Genomic DNA, 18,109 nt, shown 5'->3' with positions numbered 1-18,109 from the left:
GGTCATCGCTAGGGAGCTGATCCCGTAGCGGGAATGAGTGGACGTCGCTAGATGCTCAGGTCACGGCGCAGTTTGGCGATCCAAGTTGTCGTATGTGCAGCCTTCACGTTGTAGAAGCTTGTATGCGACTTCGACTCCGTTGGTGCGTCGGCTGGTTGGTCTCGCGCTGTAGCAGATCTATCGGATTACGGCGCGCGGCCGCGTTGATTGCTGGACAATGGCAGACATGGCGACTCCGGCGGAATTGGCAAGTAAGTACGACGAGATGCTCGGGCAGATCCAGATGGACAGGATGAATCTGCCGGAGTGGAATCTGCAGCGTTTCGATGACACGTACAACCAGGTCATTTTCCAACTTCAGAACTTGATCGACGAGTTACAGGTACCTCTGTAAGCGTCGTAAGTCCCAGCGTTTGCCATACCTATTTTTGCAGATCAGGGTCGTCTTCCTCTCTATAGGACGAGCCGATGTAGACCTGCCCACCGCCGCCGCTCCACACGTCGCGTCTGCGTGAGGCCCCTTCCGAGTGATGTTCGCTGGTTTGAGCTACTTCGACCCATTTTGTTGGCGCGATGTACCGATACTTCTGCTGATCCCATATCTGCAGAATCCCGTCTGGCCTGAATCTGTAGCTTGCTGAATCGGGATACGACGACGATGTTCCGTCGGCAAGTTTCACCTGAAATGTCATATCGTCGATCCTGGCATGGGCCACCGCTGCCTGCTTTGCATATGTCTGGATCGACCGACGCCTCGCGTCTCTAGCTGCCAGTGGCTACTTGCTCCAGGATCTTCTTGATCTTTGTTGTCGCTTAGACAGAGATGTCGCGGCGCAGCTTGGCGACGTGTCCGGTGGCCTTCACGTTGTACTGCGCCACCTCAATCGTGCCCTTCTCGTCCACGACGAAGGTCGATCGGATGACGCCCTCGACGACCTTTCCGTACAGCTTCTTCTCGCCGAAGGCGCCATACGCGGTCAGCGTCGTCTTATCGGGGTCGGACAGCAGCGGGAAGTTCACGCCGTCGCGCTGCCGGAACTTCGCCAGCTTCTCGGGCTTGTCGGGCGAGATGCCGATGACGTCGAGGCCCGCGCCGTTGAGCTCGGCGAGGCTGTCGCGGAAGTCGCAGGCCTGTTTGGTGCAGCCGGGCGTCATGGCGGCCGGATAGAAGTAGATGATCACCTTGCGACCCTTATAGGACGACAGCGACACCTTCTCGCCGTCTGCGTCGAGCAGGGTGAACGCCGGGGCCTTATCGCCAACTTCGAGCCGCTTGGTTTCCGCCATGACCGGTGCCTTTCTGTTGACCCGTACAGTTGTTGCCCTAGGGTAGTTGCTTGAGTGTCAAGCGCGGACGTGGAGGAGTGCAGGTGGCCAGGGATCCCGAGGCAATCAAGGCCGATATCGACAAGGCCCGCGACCAGCTCGCGGCAACAGTCGACACCCTGAGCGACCGCGCCAATCCGCAGCGCCTGGCCGAGGACGCCAAGGCGTCGGTGCTAGCGACGCTGAACAAGCCGGCCATCAAATTCACCATTCTCGGCGTCGGCGCCGTGGTTGCGGCACTGGTGGCGCGCAAGGTTCTGCGTAAGTTCCGTCGCGACTGATCTAGCCTGCGCTGATAGGTATGATGGCGACTCCCTATGTCGCGATAACCTGCAGTTAGCTACATTGAGCAAGTGGAGCTGCGCTTGCTGTTTGAACCCGTCTGCGTTCGGTATCTGGTCTGGGTGATATGTGGGTGGCTGCTTGCTGCGTTCTTGATTGTCGCCGGGGTGCAGTGGGATGGCTTAGATACCCAGGTTGCCGTGCTTCTCACGTGCACCGTGCTCGGACTGGTCGGCGGTTGGGCGTGGGGCTTTCACGTTCGGTCCTATCGGCAACTCATGCCGGATATCCGGGCAGATCGATACCGCGATGTGTATCGGGCGATCACACGCGGGCGAGTGCCGGAGGATCGAATTTTGCGATCGGCGGCTATCGCGGTCGCACAGCGATACCTGAACCGGGCGCTGCCTGGGAGACGCCTCGGTATTGGAATGTCTGTCCTGTTGATTGGCGCCTGCGCATTCAACGCGCGGGCGATGAATTGGGACGGGAGTGCTCCGAACGTCTCCGTGGCGTGGCTCGCGCTAGCTGCGTTCTGGGTATGCGAAGCCGTACAGGAATTTCGCCTTCCGCGGATTGTGAAGGCGCGACTACAGCTCCTGACGGCTGCCGACCAGCCGGTAAAGGGCAAACCCGCATGACGGTCCGACTGGCCCTCTCTCCGCTGTGGGTACAGCTGCACGCATCGATCGCGATCTGGTGGGCGATGGGAAGCCTCGCGTTGGCCTTGTGGCGGTCAGGTGGGCAGCTACCCCGATTCTTCGGGCCAATCCCGCGATCGTCGTCATGAACCTGCCGATCCGGCTGTGCTTCGCCGTGCAGATCTACTACGTGAATTCCCCTTGTCGAAGCGCGGCGTGCCCTCATGCTGAATTCCGAAGGCGCGCAGGCCTAGAACTCGAACCGCAGGATGCGCGCGGACCGTCTCATCGACGCGCTGTACCGTGCCAGCCGCGACGATATCCGCAGCCAGGTCGGAAATAGTTCGACCTCGGGGGCGTCCACCAGACTGAACTCTTCGACGAACCGCAACCTCGGATTCCAGCGCTCTGGGGTGCGTGGATCGTCGTAACCCTCGAATCCGCGCAACTGGTTGACCTTCTTGAACATCTTCTGCGGGAACAGTTTTGAAATCCACACGCCTATCACCATGCGGCCGTAGTCATTGAATGCCAGCTGCCCGGCGGGGAAGTGATCGGTGACGGCGCGCATGGTGGCGATGATCTGTTCCTTGGTCAGGAATGCGAAGAACCCGTCGGCGACCACCATCGCCGGACGATCCGACGGTATTCCGGCAATCCACGCCGGGTCGGTAATGGACACCCCGATGGTGTGCTCACCGGTGCCCGGAGGCATGACTTCATCGCGCAGCCTGGCCATCCCGGGTAGGTCGACGCTGTACCAATCGACGGTGGCCGGCGGCTGGACGCGTCGATACCCGTCGTCGAGACCAGCACCGAGATCGACGACCACCGCGTTGGGGTGCTTGGTGATGAACTTTCGCACGCGATCGTCGAGAAGCTTTGCGCGTAAAGCAGATTGGCATGCCACTGGGGAGGGCACCCCCAGTGCGTCGAAGTCGTAGTCGATCATGTCGACGGCGGCCGTCGCGCCTGGATCCGACATGATCGGCCGCTGCCAGCCGTCGTTGACGGCCCGTGCCTTCAGGGTGAGAAAGGCGGTCTCTTCCTCCGGGGTGATGCCGCTGGTGTCAATGCCCATGCGTTCGACTATACAAATGTGTAGTCAATTGTCCAGTCGTGTAGCCTATGGCGATGACGACCCCGGATCCTGACGACCTCACCGCCCGCGCCCGGATTCGTGACGCGGCATTGCATGAGTTCGGTGAGAAGGGATACGACGGTGCGACCATCCGGGGCATTGCCGCTCGGGCCGGAGTGTCCTCTGGGCTGTTGCGCCACCACTTCGGGTCCAAGCAGGAGCTGCGGGACGCATGCGATGAGTACCTCGTCAAAACGATGCGGGACATCAACGAGCAGGTTCAAACAAACGTGGAACGCGGTGACGTGCACTATGTTTCGGCCCGCATTCCGATCGGCCAATATCAGGACTACATCAGCAGGGCGCTTGTCGACGGTTCCGCGGGGCAGGTGTTCGACGAGATGGTCGCGATGACCGAGGGCTGGCTGGCAAGTGCCGACCACTACCGCGTGTTCCCGGCAGATGTCGACGTCAGGTCCCGGGCCACGGTTATCACCGCGATGGCCTTGGCCGTGCCGCTGCTCCAGCAACATGTTTCGCGGGGGCTCGGCATCGACGTCAATTCGCCCGAGGGTGACCTGAAGATGGCGGCCACCCTTGTCGACGTGTACGCCAACCCCCTGTTGACCCCGGAGCAGGCACAATCGGCGCGGGAGGATCTCGCGCGCAGGATGAGGTAGCTATACTTTATTGAGCAATATTCGCTGCATAGCATGGCAAGTATGCCTTCACCTGGTTACTCTAAGCGCGTGCCAGGTTTCCGCGAGCGGGCGGTACTTCGATGATTATTGTCGCTGGTCTGCGGGTGGGCGCAACTGCGGTGAAAGCCACGGCGATGCTGCTGTACGTCGTCGGATTCGCCTTCGCGGTGTTTTTTGGCATCGACCGTGTGCGGCTTGCCGTCGTGCTTCTCGTCGGTACCGCAGCGACGTTCTTGCATTACTGGCCGGTGCGCGAGAAGTTCGACCGTATCTCCATTGCGGTTGCGCTCGGCCTGGTGATTGCGTTCGTGCTCGACGCGTGGTCAACCAGGGTCATCGAGCAGACAATGGTGCCCACTATCGGAATCGGCGTGGTGCGCCTCTTGGCGTGGCTGCTGTCGGTGGCCGGGATTCTGGCGTTTCCGCGACGCCTTATCGACAGGGACGAGGCCCCGGACGCCTAGGCTCCCGTTCTCTCCAACCGCGACGGCCGCGTCACCAAGTACGAGAGCACGCCGGCGGTGCGGGGCGAGCGCGCCTTTGACCACCGGAACAACAGTCCGTGCAGCAGCGGCACCGGCGACCACCAGAACCACGTGCCGAGTAGCCCCGCCACCGCAGGCACGACGAACGTTCTGACGATGAGCGTGTCGATGATCAGCCCGACGCCAATGGCGGTGCCCACCTGCTCGATGCTCAGCACATCGCTGGAGAGCATGGCGAACATGGTGATACCGAAGACGATTCCGGCTGTGGTGACCACGCCGCCCGTGCCGCCGAAGGCGCGGATCATCCCGGTGCGCAGGCCGGCGCCATCCAGGAATATCTCCTCACGCATGCGCATGGTGAACAACAGGTTGTAGTCAGCGCCCACCGCGACCAGTGCGATGAGGGCTATCGATGGGACCGACCAGTGCAGATCGCGCCCCAGCAGGTCATGCCAGATCAGGGTGGTGATCCCGAGTGCGGACGCGTACGAGACGACGACGGTACCGATGACCACCGCCGCCGCCACCGGACTGCGCAGCATGACCAACACGATGAGGAACACCAGCGCGAGCGCAACGGCCGCCAGTAGCAGGAAGTCGTCGCTGACGTATCCGCGCAATTCGGCAGTGCCGGTACCGAACCCGGCGATATTCGCCGTGCTCCCCGCTAGGGTGCCCTCCTTGGTGGCCTCGCTGACCGCGAGGGTGATCTGCGGAGATCGATGTGCGCCGTCGGCGCCGAACACTTTGCCGTCTCCGAACACCAGCATGCGGGTCGAGCGGCCGTCGGGGGCGAAGTACAGCCCGGCAGCCCGCTGGAAGCGCGGGTCCTGCCACGCGCGCTGCGGTAGGTAGAAGCCGCCCTCGCCGCTGCTGCGAAAATCCTCGCGCATCGCGCGCAGGTACTCGGTGAGACCGGAGAACATGGTGCGTGTCTCGCCGACCGCTCTGGTTAGTTGATCGGTGATCGCGCTCAGCTGCGCCACCGTCGCCCGCATGTTCTTCACCGAATCCACGGCGCCAGAGAATGATTTCTCCATTCCCTGGGCGCCGGTGCCGAACTTGGCGGTGCTGGAGGTCAGCGAGGCGGTGGCCGCCACCACGGAGTCCATCGGCTCAACGGCCTTGAGTACTAGGGAACAGATGCCGTCATTGGCACAGTTGGGATTGCCGTTGGTGTAGTTGCGCAGCGGATCCATGTACTCCGATACCTGAGACACATTGTCCTGCAGCGCTTTCATCCCCGAATGCATGTCGCCGACGCCGCTATTGAGCTCGCCGAGTCCGCTCACGCCGCCTGCCAGACCCTTCTGCAGCTGCGCGATCGCCTTCGAGAACTGGCTCAGCGTTGCCGAGAGCTGGTCGACGGCTCCTAAACGCTGGCTCATTTGCGCGGTGCCGTCGTCCAGCTGATCGGCGATAATTCCTGCTTGTTCGGTCAGTGCGGCCTGTTCGGGGATGGCACCCGCCGGGCGGGAGGCCGATTGGACCATCCGAACGCCGGGAATCTCCATGAGCTTCTTGGTCACTCGCTCGATACCGATGACTCCGGCCGGGTTGCGCAGATCATGATCGGCTTCGATCGAGACGATCTCTGGCAGCAACCGGTTCGGCGGGAAATGCCTGTCCATGGCCTGATAGCCGCGATTCGCGTGCGTGGAAAGTGGCTGCGAGGCAAGCTCATCGAAGCCAAGGCGCAGGCCCGCGACGGGAAGGGCGCACACGATGAGCACGAGCGCAGAGCCGACCAGCACCGGACCCGGCCAGCGGGCGACCATGGTGCCGACTCGGCGCCACCGGCGTCCCGGCTGCCCGCGTAGCGGCCGCGGCTGGGCCAACCCACGGCGACCGGCCAGCCCGATGAGCGCGGGAAGCAGGGTCAGGGAGGCCGCCATGCCGGTGAAGATGCCTATGGCACAAGGCAATCCGGCGCTGCGCAACATTCCGACCTGGGCGAACATGAGGCAGGAGAGGGCGGCGGCGATGGTCAGCCCGGACGCCGCGATGACCGGAGCCACGCTGCGGTTGGCAACAGCGAGCGAATGCTCGTGCTCCAGCCCCGAACGGCGCTGTTCGTGATAACGCCCGATGAGGAAGATGCCGTAATCGGTCGCTGCGCCGAGCACTAAGGCGGCGAGCAATGCGACCGAGAAGATGGAAACCTCAATGAGATTGCGTTCGCCCAGGAAGGCGACGATGGAACGCGCCACGCCCAGACCCATGCCCACGGTGATCAAGGGGATCGCCGCAGTGATCGCCGATCGGTACACGGCGAATAGCAGCAGGGCGATGAGCACCACGGTGACGCCGGTGATCATGAGCATTTGCGTATCGATGGAGGTGAGCTCATCGGCGATGGTGGCGCCGGGCCCGGTGACCCATGTGTGCGTGCCGACGGGCGCGGGCTCGTCGGCAACGAGCTGCCGGACGGCGTCCAGGGAAGCGTTGGCCTGTGCGCCGCCGAGCTCGCCGGTCACGCGCAGCATCGTGTACGCGGCTTGGCCGTCCGCACTGAGTGCGCCCTCGGCCGTCATGGGGTCGGCCCACAGATCCATCGCCGAGTCCAGATGGGCGGTATCCGCGCGCAGTTTTGTCAGCAGTCGATCGTGATACTGATGCTCGACAGGCCCCAGTTTGTGGTCGCTTTCCAACACCAGGTAGTTGAGGTTCCCGCCGTCGCCGTCCTGGAACTGCCTGCCCATGACGGCGCCTGCGGTATTCACGGGGGCACTCTGCGGCAGGAAGCCGCGGGCGTGGTTGTGTGCCGTGCTTTCCACCTGCGGCACAAGCAGGTTGCCCGCCGCTGCGGCGAGTATCCACACCCCGATGACGAGAATCGCGTATCGGCTGCAGAACCTTGCGATGGCTTCCCACATGCTCAGTGAAGTTACGGAGCATGTGTGGCGCCGTCGTCGTGCTGTGGGCGAGACTTCTCCTCCTACCGTGGTAGGAGGAGAACATCCGCGCCGAGCATGATGTGCGGCGGGGCAACCGCCTCTACGCTGGCACTATGGATTGGTTCCGAGAGACTGCGTTGCAGCGCCGTGCTCTGGTGCCGTACGAATTTCCGTGGGCGGTGCCGCTGGTCATGTACAGCAGCACGCTGCTCATCGTGGGTTGTGCTGTCCTACAGCGAGGTTTTGCGCGTCCGTGGCTGTTGGCCTTGGCGGGCCTACTTGCGCTGACTCCGATATTGACGTTCATCATCGCTGGTCGCAAGCTGAACGCATTCTGGACCGTGGCGTTCGCTCTGGCGGGGGTCGGGTTGTTTCTCACCTGGCCGCCCAATGTCGTAGATGCTGCGCCCTTCCTCCTGATGTTCACGCTCGGGGAAGTGGGAGCCATTGCGTCCGTGCGTGCCGGACTCGCCGCGGTCGCCTCCTGTGTGGCGTTGCTTGTGGTCGCCGAACAGCTGCATCACCTTGGAACCCTCTCGCTCTACATGGTGTTCTTTGTGGCCTGCGGGTGGTTGATAGGGCGCATCATGCAGCTGCAACAACGTCTGCTCTTACAGGAACGCGCACAGCGGGCGCGCATGCAGGAACAGGCCGCCTCCGATGAACGGCGCCGCATCGCGCGCGAAATCCATGACGTGATAGCGCATTCCCTGTCGGTGACCATGCTTCATCTGACCGGCGCGCGGCGGGCGTTGCAGGAGGATCACGATGTCGACGATGCCGTTGCTGGACTGCTCGATGCCGAACATCTTGGACGTCAGGCGATGTCGGATATCCGCGGTACGGTGGGATTGTTGAGCACTGGTCCCGCCGGAGCCGAACCGATGCGGCAGTCTCCAGAACCCGGTATCTCCGATATACCTGATCTGGTCGCCGATTTCACGGCGGCGGGGATGACAGTGGAGTCACACATCTACGGTTCAGGTGAGTCCGTGAGCGCTGGAGTGGGTTTGGCGTTGTACCGAGTGGCTCAGGAATCTTTGGCCAACATCGCCAAGCATTCGCCTAGGTCATCGGCTGCGGTGCTCCTTGATATCAACGGGTCGGAGGCGAGTCTGACCGTGAGCAACGACCTGGCCGCAGGATTGTGTCCAGATGTGTGCTCAGGCGGCGGGCTCGCAGGCATGCGGCAGCGCATTGAGATGCTCGGCGGGGAGTTCGGCGCTGGGTGGGCGGAGGACGGCTGGACAGTCTCGGCCAGCGTCCCGTTGGAATCCCATGGGACACCGTGCCGCGCGCGGCGAAAGGTGTTATGGCGTCATGACTGATACCGAGGTGGGCGTGCTGCTTGTCGACGATCAGGAGTTGGTGCGCACGGGGTTGCGCCGGATTCTGCGTCGCAAGGACGGGTTCTCGATTGTGGGGGAGTGTGCCGACGGCAGCGAGGTAGCGGCGGCGGTGGTGCGGGGGCGACCCGACGTGGTGGTGATGGACCTGCGCATGAAGCAGATGAGCGGTATCGAGGCCATCCGTTTGCTTCATGCCTCCGATGGGCCGCCCGCGTTGGCGCTCACCACATTTGATGACGATGAACTTCTCTCCGGGGCGCTGCGTGCGGGCGCTGCGGGGTTCATCCTGAAGGACTCGCCCGCAGAGGAGCTGGTCCGCGCCGTGCACGCCGTGGCCCGCGGCGAGGCATATCTGGATCCTGCGGTGACATCGCGGGTGCTCAGCGCCTATCGGCGCGCACCGGCTGCCAACACCGGTCATGCCGAGGATAAGCTCACCGTGCGCGAACTGGATGTGTTGGCGCTCATCGCTTCCGGCGCCACCAACTCCGAAATCGCCGAGCAGCTGGTGATATCCGAGGTGACGGTCAAGAGCCACATCGGACGCATCTTCGTCAAACTCGATCTACGAGACCGGGCCGCGGCCATTGTGTACGCCTATGACCACGGCATCGCGACGCCCAAATAGGCCTACTGGGTTTACTTCTCGCGTAGCGCCGCGATGGCCTCGTGGAGCTCTTCAAGCTCGCGCCGCAGATAGTCGCGGGTGGTGACCTCACCCACCGCGAGCCGCAGCGCCGCCAGCTCCCGCGCCAGGTACTCGGTGTCGGCCTTGGTTTGTTCGGCCCGGCGCCGGTCCTCTTCCAGTGACACCCGGTCGCGGTTCTCCTGGCGGTTCTGAGCCAGCAGGATCAGCGGCGCGGCGTAGGCAGCCTGGGTGGAGAACGCGAGGTTGAGCAGAATGAACGGATACGGATCCCATTGCAGGGTGACCGCGGAGAGATTCAGGATGATCCACACGATGACGAACACCGTCTGCATGGCCAGGTAGCGTCCCGTGCCCAGGAACCGGGCGATGTTCTCGCTGACCCTGCCGACCGCCTCGACGTCGAGACCGAGAGACAGACCGCGGGAGGTGCGCGGGGTATCGAGCCGCTGTCGTGCCGATGCGTCGCTCATGAACGGTCACCCCCCGACACGCTTTCGGGTTCGTCGGCGCGCCAGCCGTCGGGCATCAGGTGATCCAGCACGTCGTCGACCGTCACGGCGCCGAGCAAGTGGTTCTCCCTGTCGATCACGGGACCGCACACCAGGTTGTACGCGGCGAAGTAGCGGGTTACCTCGGCCAATGGCGCCTCGGCATCCAGATAGGGCAGATCGGTATCGAGAATGCCGCCGACTATCGCATAGGGAGGTTCGCGCAGCAGCCGCTGCAGGTGCACACATCCGAGGTAGCGGCCGGTGGGGGTCGCAGTGGGTGGCCTGACCACGAATATCAGCGAGGACAGCGCCGGTGTCAGGTCCGGATCGCGCACGCGGGCAAGGGCTTCGGCGACGGTGGTATTCGGGCTCAGGATCACCGGTTCCGGGGTCATCATGCCGCCGGCGGTGTTGGGGGAGTGGGTGAGCAACCGTCGTACGGGTTCAGAATCTTCCGGATCCATCAGTGCCAGAAGGGATTCGGCCTCCGCGGGGGACAGTTCTCCCAGCAGGTCGGCGGCGTCGTCGGGGTCCATGGCCTCCAGGACGTCCGCGGCCCGTTCATCTTCCAGCTTGGTGAGTACCTCGGCCTGATCATCCTCAGGAAGCTCCTGGAGGATGTCGGCCAGCCGTTCGTCGTCGAACGCGGCCAGTACCTCGTCGCGTCGCTTGGCCGGTAGCTCACGGATGGCATCGGCTACCGCGACCGGCCGCATGCCCTCGAACTGGAGCATCAGCTGGGCGACGCCCTGTCCGGGCAGGTTCAGTGCCGACGGCGTCAACCCGTGGATGTGATTCCATCCGGTGACCTGCACACCGCTGCGCCGTCCGAGCCGCCGAGGGCTCCTCACCGCCACGCGGGTGACCACCCAGTCGCGGGTGCGCGTCTGTTCGAGGCCCAGGTCCACCACGACCAGATCGACACCATGGAACTGGTCGAGCTCGGGGTCGTCGGTGCGCACGGTGGTGTCCAGGACCTGTCCGAGCACCAGCGCCTCACTGGGACGCTGTTCGAATCGGCGTAGTGAGACGTTTCCGGTATTCAGTGTCACCGATCCGGGCTCGATGGCGGTGACCCGCAGCATGGGTACGAAGATCCTTCGGCGCGTGAGCATTTCGACGACAAGACCGATGACCCGCGGCTGTTTTCGGGTAACACCAATCGCGATCACGACATCGCGCACCCGGCCGATCGACTCGCCGTCCGGGCCGAGAACCACCAGGCCTGAGAGCCTGGCTGCGAACACCTTGCTCACTGCGGCCATGACAGCAAGGTTAGGGGGTCGGCCTGCCGGTGCCCTCCGCCGGTGTCGCGAGTTGGGTGGTTAGGAGCCGATTCCGCCGTACATGAGGGCGATGACGGCGGCTGAGAATCGCTCGCTGTCCTGCACCTCGCCGCCCCGCGAGGCGTGCAAGCCGGTGGCCAGGATCATCCCGGTCACCGCTCGGGCTGTGTACTCCGTGTCGAGATCGGCACGGAGATAGCCTCTTTCGACCCCGTGGCGCAGGTAGGCCTCGGTCAGTTGGTCACTTGTGGCGAGCATTCCGAAGACGCGCTCGCGGAGCTCATTGTCGACCGAGCCCGCCTCCAGCAGCAGCAGCGGCAACTGGGGGTTATCCCGGAACAGGTCGGCGAGGGCGGCGCCGATGCGCACCGACTGTTGGCGGTACTGCTCGATATCGTCGGCGAGCCCTGCCGCGTTCTCCGCGCCGATCGCGTGAAAGATCTGCCCGGTGACGTCGTCGATGACATGCTCGATGATGTCCCGCTTGCTCTTGAAATACCGGTAGAAGGTCCCATGGCCTATCCCGATCCGCCCGGCGATATCAGCGACGCCCGTCGCGTGGTAGCCCTGCTCGGCGAAGCACGCAAAGGCGGCGTCCAGAATCTCCTGCCGCATCTCGAGCTTCTTGCGCTCGGCGCGACTGAGTGTGGACGGGCTGGACGTCATAAGCGGCGATCCTACCGACCTTGACACTTATCGAGAATGACATATCATTCCGAAACTGACAAGCCATTCCGTTGGAGGTTGATGTGAGTCGTTATCCGAAGATCGAGCTGCCCGGCGCGGTGGTCGTCATCACCGGCGGAGCCAGGGGAATCGGCGCCGCCACCGCGCGCCTTTTCGCTGACAAGGGTGCCGACGTCTGGATCGGTGATGTCGACGATGTGGTTGCCAAAGAGACCGCGAACACGATCCCGCGCGCGCAGGCCGGCGCTCTCGATGTCACCAAGCCCGAGTCCTGGGCTTCGTTTCTTGATCGGGTGCGCGCCGAGTCAGGCCCCGTCGACATCCTGGTCAACAACGCGGGCGTCATGCCGCTGGGCGGATTCGTCGAGGAGAACGAGCGCACCACCGATCTGATTCTCGATGTGAACGTGCGCGGCCCGCTCAACGGCGCGCGCGCCGCGTTGCCGGAGATGGTGGCGCGCGGACGCGGACACATCGTCAACGTGGCCTCAATGGCCGGCAAGCTCGCCGTCCCCGGCATGGTCTCCTACAACGCGTCCAAGTTCGGTGCGGTGGGACTGTCAGTGGCGCTACGCAAGGAGTACGGCGACAGTGGCGTCAGCATCAGCTCCGTATTGCCGAGCGCGGTCCGGACCGAGCTGGCCTCGGGCGCGCCGCTGGGCAAGGGCATGCCGACCGTCGACCCGGAGGACGTGGCCGCCGCGATCGTGCGCAGCGTCGACACCCGTCGCGCGCAGATCTCTGTGCCGGGCTGGCTCGCGTTCGTGTGGGGACTGGTGGATCTGTTTGTGCCGGAACCGGTTGAGCGAGTCGGCCGCCGACTCATCGATGACCGCCGGGCATTGACGTCGCTGGATCTGAACGCGCGTGGTGCCTACATCGAACGCATCGAGCGTCAGAGCCAGGAGCACCAGAAGTGAGCGACCGGCGCCAGCCCAAGGTGGTCGTCGTCGGCGCCGGCATGGCCGGAATCGCGGTGGGGCACAAGCTTAAAGAGGCCGGCTTCGAGGATTTCACCATTCTGGAGAAGGGTGATGACGTCGGCGGTGTCTGGTACTGGAACCGCTATCCGGGACTGACCTGCGACGTGCCCTCGCAGGCCTACCAGTACCCGTTCGCGCCACGGACGGACTGGCCGCGGCTCTTCGCCACCGGAGGAGAGATTCAGGCATATCACCGCCAGGTCGCCGAGGACCTCGGCGTGATGTCACATATTCGGTGCGGACAGGAGGTCACGGCGGCGGAGTTCACCGGGGCGGGCTGGCGGGTTACCACCGCGGCGGGGGAGACGCTGGAGTGCGATTTCCTGATCGCCGCTACCGGCGTGCTGCACCATCCGAACATTCCCGACATTCCTGGCCTCGACGGCTTCCAGGGCAAGGTGGTGCACACCGCGCGCTGGGACGATTCGGTGGTGCTGGAAGGAAAGCGCGTCGCCGCAATTGGCACGGGCTCTACTGGGGTGCAGGTAGTTTCGGCAATGCAACCCGTTGTCGATCAGGTGACGTCATTCATCCGGACCCCGCAATGGGTGCTGTGGGCGCCGATGGCGATGCGCCAGCCAAAGTTCGTCGCCAAGGTGTTGGAGGCCCTGCCCACCGAACGCATCGTGCGATTCAGCGCATTGACGGGCACCGATGCGCTGGTGAATATTGTGACCCGGCCCAGCTGGGGGCGGCGTTTGGTGCAGCAGTACGCGCGGGCGTGTCTGCACCTGATTCGCGACAAGGAGCTGCGTCGCAAGCTCACTCCGGACTATGAGCCACTGTGTAAACGGCAGGTCTTGTCGGGGTCATTCCACCGTGCCGTCCAGAAGCCGAATGTCGAGATCGTCACCGACCGCATCGACAGAATCACACCCACCGGAATCGTGACGGTGGACGGCGTCGAGCGCGATTTCGATGTGATTGTGCTGGCCACCGGATTTCACGCGCACAACTACATGCGGCCCATGAATCTGGTTGGTAAGGACGGATATTCGATTAACGAGGCCTGGGAGAAGGGGCCCAAGGCCTACCGGATGACCGCCATCCCCGGTTTCCCGAACTTCTTCACCGTGCTGGGCCCCAACTCGCCGACCGGATCGATCTGGCTTCAGCACACGGCCGAGCGCACCGCCGAATACATCATCAGCTGGCTACATCGCTTCGCCCGTGGCGAGATCACCACGGTGGAAGTGAGCCGTGAGGCCACCGATGAGTTCAACGACCAAGCGCGCGAGGCGATGAAACCCACGGTGTGGGCCACCGGCTGCAACTCTTGGTATCTCACCGAAGACGGCTCCGTGGACCTGTGGCCCTTTGATCGAAAGACCATGGAGCGCATGCTCGGATCGCCCGAGGAGAGCCACTACATCGTGCAGTGATGCGCGTTAGTGCAGATTGAACGTCGCGGGATCCGGGCCGATGCGACCATCGGCGGCGTCGAGCCCGGTGATGCGCTCGACCTCGTCGGTGCTGAGCTCGAATCCGAACACATCGAAGTTGGCCGCGATGCGCGCCGGCGTCACCGATTTGGGGATGACGACGTTGCCCAGCTGAAGATGCCACCGCAGGATCACCTGGGCGGCGCTCACCCCATGGGTCTCGGCGATGGCGCCGATCGTCGGGTCATCCAGGACGGTGCCCTGACCGAGAGGTGACCACGCCTCGGTGGCAATGCCGTACTCGGCGTGGAAGGCACGTAGCTCAGGCTGGGTGAACCGGGGATGCAGCTCGATCTGGTTGAGAGCTGGCACTTCTCCGGTCTCGTCGATCAGCCGCTGGAGATTCTCGACGGTGAAATTGCTGACCCCGATGGCCTTGGCACGGCCGTCGGCCTGAATGCGCTGCAGGGCCTTGAAGCTCGCCACGTATTCGTCGAGCTCGGGAACCGGCCAGTGGATGAGGTACAGGTCCACGTAATCGGTGCCCAGGCGCTCCAGAGAGGCGTCAAAGGCGCGCAGGGCATTGTCGTAGCCTTGATCGGCGTTCCACAGCTTCGTGGTCAGGAAGATTTCGCCACGAGGAACCCCGGACTCCGCGACGGCGGCGCCGGTGCCTTCCTCGTTCTCGTACACCTTCGCGGTGTCGATGCTGCGATATCCGACCTGCAGCGCTGTCGACACGGCCGCGCGTGCCTCATCGTCGGGCACCTGCCATACCCCGTAGCCGAGCTGGGGAATCGTGGTACCGGAATTGAGCGTCACATTGGGGACTACCTGGGGAACCGTCACGGTCAACCCAACACGAGCCGGCGCCTGGTATTCCCGGGGACCTGGAGATAAATGAAACGCCTCGCTCCCAAATGTGGGAACGAGGCGTCTCTGGTGGTGCGCCGTCAGGGGCTCGAACCCCGGACCCGCTGATTAAGAGTCAGCTGCTCTACCAACTGAGCTAACGGCGCGTGAACGTGCGTGGAAGACCTTAGCAGCCCCGGAGCCCGTAACGAAAATTGTCATCCCCGCGATAGCCCGGTCGCGTTGATTGAGGTGGTCGTCGACCTTCACGAGCCCGTACAATCATGGCTGAATTCGCATGCACGAGATTCAAAGGGAGCAAAGCATGACCCAGGGTCGTCCACGCCTGTTGGTTGGCGCGCGTCGGCGGTGGGCGTCCGTGCTCGTTCTCCCGCTCGTGGCAATGGCTGTGCTGGCCGGATGCTCGAGTACCGCGTCCCAGGAACCGCCGAAAGTCATTGACAAGGCAACGCCTTACGCCGATCTGCTGGTGCCCAAGTTGGCGATGTCAGTGAAGGATGGCGCCGTCGGCGTCCCGGTCGATGCGCCCGTGACTGTGACCGCGGGCGAGGGCGTGCTCGGAACCGTCACCATGGTCAACTCCGATGGCAAAGAGATCACCGGCGAGGTCGGTCCCGACGGTGTGAGTTGGTCGACCACCGAGCCGCTCGGCTATGACAACCAGTACACCCTGAGCGCCGATGCCCGTGGCCTCGGCGGGCAGGCTCGCGCCAATGCGACATTCCGCACCCATTCGCCGGACAATATGACGATGCCGTACGTCATGCCGGGCGACGGTGAGGTAGTCGGCATCGGTCAGACGGTCGCCATCAGGTTCGACGAGAGCATTCCGAATCGGGCCGCGGCTGAGAAGGCGATCAAGATCACCACGAACCCGCCGGTCGAGGGTGCGTTCTATTGGCTGAACAACCGCGAAGTGCGTTGGCGCCCAGAGGCGTTCTGGGAGCCCGGAACGTCTGTTGACGTGAAGGTCAACACCTACGGGGTGGACCTGGGCAACGGCGTCTTCGGACAGGACAACGTGACGTCCCGTTTCGCCATCGGCGACGCGATCATCAGCCGCGTCGATGACAACAACAAGGTCGTCAACGTCGAGCGCAACGGTGAGATCATCAAGACCATGCCGACCTCGATGGGTAAGGACAAGGCGCCCACCAACAACGGCACCTACATCATCGGCGAGCGGTTCAAGGATCTGATCATGGATTCCTCGACCTACGGCGTCGCGGTCAATTCGCCCGACGGATACCGCACCAAGGTGCAGTACGCCACCCAGATGTCCTACAGCGGGATCTACGTGCACGCTGCACCGTGGTCGGTCGGCGCGCAGGGGCGCACTAATACCAGCCATGGCTGCCTGAATGTCAGCACCACGAACGCAAAATGGTTCTACGAGAACACCAAACGTGGCGACATTGTGATCGTTTCCAACACCGTCGGCCCGGTGCTACCCGGTACCGAGGGCCTGGGTGACTGGAACATCCCGTGGTCGCAGTGGAAGGCCGGAAACACCCGGCAGCAGTAGCCCGAACTACGAGGAGGCCCCCGTACGCATCAGCGTGACGGGGGCCTCCTCGTAGTTCGGGTAATAATTAGCCTTCGATGACCTTCTGGTCGAGCACGCGCTTGGACGGCACCATGATGATCGACTTGGAGTTGTCGCGGTCGCGGTAGGCGGACTCCAGGATCGACGGGATGCTCTCGAGCTTGCCGTGCACGCTCATGAGCTGCTCTAGGATCGAGATGCGCTGCTGGCCAACCTCTTCCACCGAGCGGCGGGCCTGGTCCAGGCGGCGCTCGATCTGCTCGTCGGCCAGGCGCAGGCGGCGATCTGCCTCGTCCCTGGCATCGGTAAGGCGCTTCTCGCACTCGGCCTGCGTGCCGCGCCGCTGCTCATCGACGGTCGACTGGGTCTCGGTACGCAGCTTGGTCAGCTCTTCGTCCAGTTCCGTCTCGGCCTTTTCGCGCCGCTTTGCCTCCGCCGAGCGTAGCCGCTCGGACTCGCTGACCGCTTGGGCGACAATCTGATTGGCTTCCTCGCGCGCCCGCGCCATGACCTCGGTGTACTCGGTCTCCAGCGCGCTCTGCCGCGCTGCCATGTCGGCGAGCATTTCCTTGTGCTTAGTGCGCATGGCTTCGGCATCGGACTTGGCGGCGGCGACCAGCGCGGCCGACTCGGTGCGTGCCTCGCTCTGCATCTCGGAGACCTCGTCGACGGCGATGCGGAGCATCTTGGCCATCCGGTCGGTCATCGCGTGCGCCGAGGGGGAGGTGTCGTTGAGGTTCGACACCTCGTCCTTGAGGGAGGAGACCTGCTTGGTGGTTTCCTCGAGGCGAGCCTTGAGAGTCTCCACGTCGTTCAGTCCGGACTGATGCATGATCGTCAGTCGACTGATGTACTCGTTGACCTCGATCGGGTCGTACCCGTTACGAGTGCGAGTGAAATTTCGAGTGGACTCGTTAGCGGTTGTCACGGTCACTGGTACCCCTTGAAGCAGGCATGGAAGTAATGGGTGGACGTTAGCCCGCGAAGAGTATGACACGCGTTACCAGTTCCCGTATACCAATGTTGGTAAAGACTGGATCGTGACGTAACCAGATTGGCAACCTTCGACATGCCTGGTCATGGCGTCAATATTGATCGGCTCGTTCATGTGTGATCGATGCCAGCATGCGCGACGTGGATTCCTCGCCGCCGCGTCGCTTCGCAAATATAGTTTGCTACATGAAGTTGACAACAGTCACTGTCGATATATGCTTTTCGTGCCTGTTGGTTTGCGGCAGATCGTGTCGTGAAACGTATTGCCTACAGAGGGCGTTTCCTGAAACCGATCTTGATCGCTCGATCCCAGGTAGCGATGGTATGAGCCGTCGGCTCGCGGGCCGTGCTGGTGCATACGGCAGGGAAGCCGCAGACAATTACCACCCATTGCATGCGCTGCAGAGTTGATACGTGGCTTGAGCCGACAAACACAACCGCGGTGCTCGCCTCG

19 protein-coding genes and 1 tRNA gene are annotated in these 18,109 nt (G+C 63.2%); 10 read left to right on the top strand and 10 right to left on the bottom strand.

The window, feature by feature from the left end; genetic code table 11:
- Positions 1-226 precede the first annotated feature (226 nt).
- On the top strand, positions 227-394 hold the full coding sequence (locus B4383_RS26570) for a hypothetical protein (RefSeq protein WP_176126625.1): 168 nt from the start codon (positions 227-229) through the stop codon (positions 392-394).
- A gap of 28 nt (positions 395-422) precedes the next feature.
- On the opposite strand, the gene B4383_RS26155 is transcribed toward B4383_RS26570, so the two are convergent.
- Together B4383_RS26155 and bcp are read right to left on the bottom strand one after the other, a co-directional pair.
- Positions 423-692 carry a hypothetical protein gene (locus tag B4383_RS26155; RefSeq protein ID WP_139360526.1) on the bottom strand — a complete coding sequence of 90 codons (270 nt, stop codon included), beginning with the start codon at positions 690-692 and terminating at the stop codon, positions 423-425.
- A 121-nt stretch (positions 693-813) separates the two neighbouring features.
- On the bottom strand, positions 814-1,287 hold the full coding sequence (bcp, locus tag B4383_RS04290; RefSeq protein ID WP_078288946.1) for a thioredoxin-dependent thiol peroxidase: 474 nt from the start codon (positions 1,285-1,287) through the stop codon (positions 814-816).
- 83 nt (positions 1,288-1,370) lie between these two features.
- Between bcp and B4383_RS04285 the strand changes: the two genes are divergently transcribed.
- Positions 1,371-1,607, top strand: a complete 237-nt coding sequence (locus B4383_RS04285) for a DUF3618 domain-containing protein (protein WP_078289077.1) — start codon at positions 1,371-1,373, stop codon at positions 1,605-1,607.
- A 72-nt stretch (positions 1,608-1,679) separates the two neighbouring features.
- Positions 1,680-2,249 carry a hypothetical protein gene (locus tag B4383_RS04280; RefSeq protein WP_078288943.1) on the top strand — a complete coding sequence of 190 codons (570 nt, stop codon included), beginning with the start codon at positions 1,680-1,682 and terminating at the stop codon, positions 2,247-2,249.
- 250 nt (positions 2,250-2,499) lie between these two features.
- Here the strand turns inward: B4383_RS04280 and B4383_RS04275 are convergent, their stop codons facing one another.
- Positions 2,500-3,330, bottom strand: a complete 831-nt coding sequence (locus B4383_RS04275; protein WP_078288940.1) for a class I SAM-dependent methyltransferase — start codon at positions 3,328-3,330, stop codon at positions 2,500-2,502.
- Positions 3,331-3,383: 53 nt separating this feature from the next.
- Here B4383_RS04275 and B4383_RS04270 point away from each other — a divergent pair, with 53 nt between their 5' ends.
- The gene (locus tag B4383_RS04270; RefSeq protein ID WP_078289074.1) at positions 3,384-4,010 is read left to right on the top strand and encodes a helix-turn-helix domain-containing protein; all 627 of its coding nucleotides are present in this window, start codon (positions 3,384-3,386) and stop codon (positions 4,008-4,010) included.
- 101 nt (positions 4,011-4,111) lie between these two features.
- Positions 4,112-4,495, top strand: coding sequence for a hypothetical protein (locus B4383_RS04265; RefSeq protein WP_078288937.1), 384 nt, complete (start codon positions 4,112-4,114; stop codon positions 4,493-4,495).
- Here B4383_RS04265 and B4383_RS04260 read toward each other — a convergent pair.
- Positions 4,492-7,395 carry an RND family transporter gene (locus B4383_RS04260; RefSeq protein ID WP_078288934.1) on the bottom strand — a complete coding sequence of 968 codons (2,904 nt, stop codon included), beginning with the start codon at positions 7,393-7,395 and terminating at the stop codon, positions 4,492-4,494. The two genes, B4383_RS04265 and B4383_RS04260, sit on opposite strands and share 4 nt — an antisense overlap.
- 134 nt (positions 7,396-7,529) lie before the next feature.
- Between B4383_RS04260 and B4383_RS04255 the strand changes: the two genes are divergently transcribed.
- Positions 7,530-8,744, top strand: coding sequence for a histidine kinase (locus B4383_RS04255; protein WP_078288932.1), 1,215 nt, complete (start codon positions 7,530-7,532; stop codon positions 8,742-8,744).
- On the top strand, positions 8,737-9,393 hold the full coding sequence (locus tag B4383_RS04250; protein WP_078288928.1) for a response regulator transcription factor: 657 nt from the start codon (positions 8,737-8,739) through the stop codon (positions 9,391-9,393). The genes B4383_RS04255 and B4383_RS04250 overlap by 8 nt, the downstream gene beginning before the upstream one ends.
- Before the next feature lie 11 nt (positions 9,394-9,404).
- Here B4383_RS04250 and B4383_RS04245 read toward each other — a convergent pair whose 3' ends face one another.
- Genes B4383_RS04245 through B4383_RS04235 form a run of 3 tightly spaced genes read right to left on the bottom strand, consistent with a single transcriptional unit; the run spans position 9,405 to position 11,857 of the window.
- Positions 9,405-9,884, bottom strand: coding sequence for a DUF1003 domain-containing protein (locus B4383_RS04245; RefSeq protein ID WP_078288925.1), 480 nt, complete (start codon positions 9,882-9,884; stop codon positions 9,405-9,407).
- Complete coding sequence (locus B4383_RS04240) at positions 9,881-11,170, bottom strand: CBS domain-containing protein (RefSeq protein ID WP_078288923.1); 1,290 nt, start codon at positions 11,168-11,170, stop codon at positions 9,881-9,883. Before B4383_RS04240 ends, B4383_RS04245 begins: the two co-directional genes overlap by 4 nt.
- A gap of 60 nt (positions 11,171-11,230) precedes the next feature.
- Complete coding sequence (locus B4383_RS04235; protein ID WP_078288920.1) at positions 11,231-11,857, bottom strand: TetR/AcrR family transcriptional regulator; 627 nt, start codon at positions 11,855-11,857, stop codon at positions 11,231-11,233.
- Between the two features lie 83 nt (positions 11,858-11,940).
- On the opposite strand from B4383_RS04235, the gene B4383_RS04230 reads away from it, so the two are divergent.
- Both B4383_RS04230 and B4383_RS04225 read left to right on the top strand, forming a co-directional pair.
- Complete coding sequence (locus tag B4383_RS04230; RefSeq protein WP_078288917.1) at positions 11,941-12,798, top strand: SDR family oxidoreductase; 858 nt, start codon at positions 11,941-11,943, stop codon at positions 12,796-12,798.
- Positions 12,795-14,243 (top strand): NAD(P)/FAD-dependent oxidoreductase, encoded by a 1,449-nt coding sequence (locus B4383_RS04225; protein WP_078288914.1) that lies wholly within the window; start codon positions 12,795-12,797, stop codon positions 14,241-14,243. The genes B4383_RS04230 and B4383_RS04225 overlap by 4 nt, the downstream gene beginning before the upstream one ends.
- A 6-nt stretch (positions 14,244-14,249) precedes the next feature.
- On the opposite strand, the gene B4383_RS04220 is transcribed toward B4383_RS04225, so the two are convergent.
- Positions 14,250-15,065 carry an aldo/keto reductase gene (locus tag B4383_RS04220; RefSeq protein WP_078288911.1) on the bottom strand — a complete coding sequence of 272 codons (816 nt, stop codon included), beginning with the start codon at positions 15,063-15,065 and terminating at the stop codon, positions 14,250-14,252.
- A gap of 121 nt (positions 15,066-15,186) precedes the next feature.
- Positions 15,187-15,262: transfer RNA gene (locus B4383_RS04215), tRNA-Lys, on the bottom strand.
- Between the two features lie 158 nt (positions 15,263-15,420).
- On the opposite strand from B4383_RS04215, the gene B4383_RS04210 reads away from it, so the two are divergent.
- Positions 15,421-16,641: an Ig-like domain-containing protein gene (locus B4383_RS04210; RefSeq protein ID WP_078288908.1), complete on the top strand. Its 1,221-nt coding sequence runs from the start codon at positions 15,421-15,423 to the stop codon at positions 16,639-16,641.
- A gap of 67 nt (positions 16,642-16,708) precedes the next feature.
- On the opposite strand, the gene B4383_RS04205 is transcribed toward B4383_RS04210, so the two are convergent.
- Positions 16,709-17,596: a DivIVA domain-containing protein gene (locus B4383_RS04205; RefSeq protein ID WP_078288905.1), complete on the bottom strand. Its 888-nt coding sequence runs from the start codon at positions 17,594-17,596 to the stop codon at positions 16,709-16,711.
- Positions 17,597-18,109: the final 513 nt, after the last annotated feature.

This window comes from Mycobacterium sp. D16R24, assembly GCF_002013385.1.
Taxonomy (GTDB): Bacteria; Actinomycetota; Actinomycetes; order Mycobacteriales; family Mycobacteriaceae; genus Mycobacterium.
This window is presented reverse-complemented; position numbering and strand designations above follow the sequence as displayed.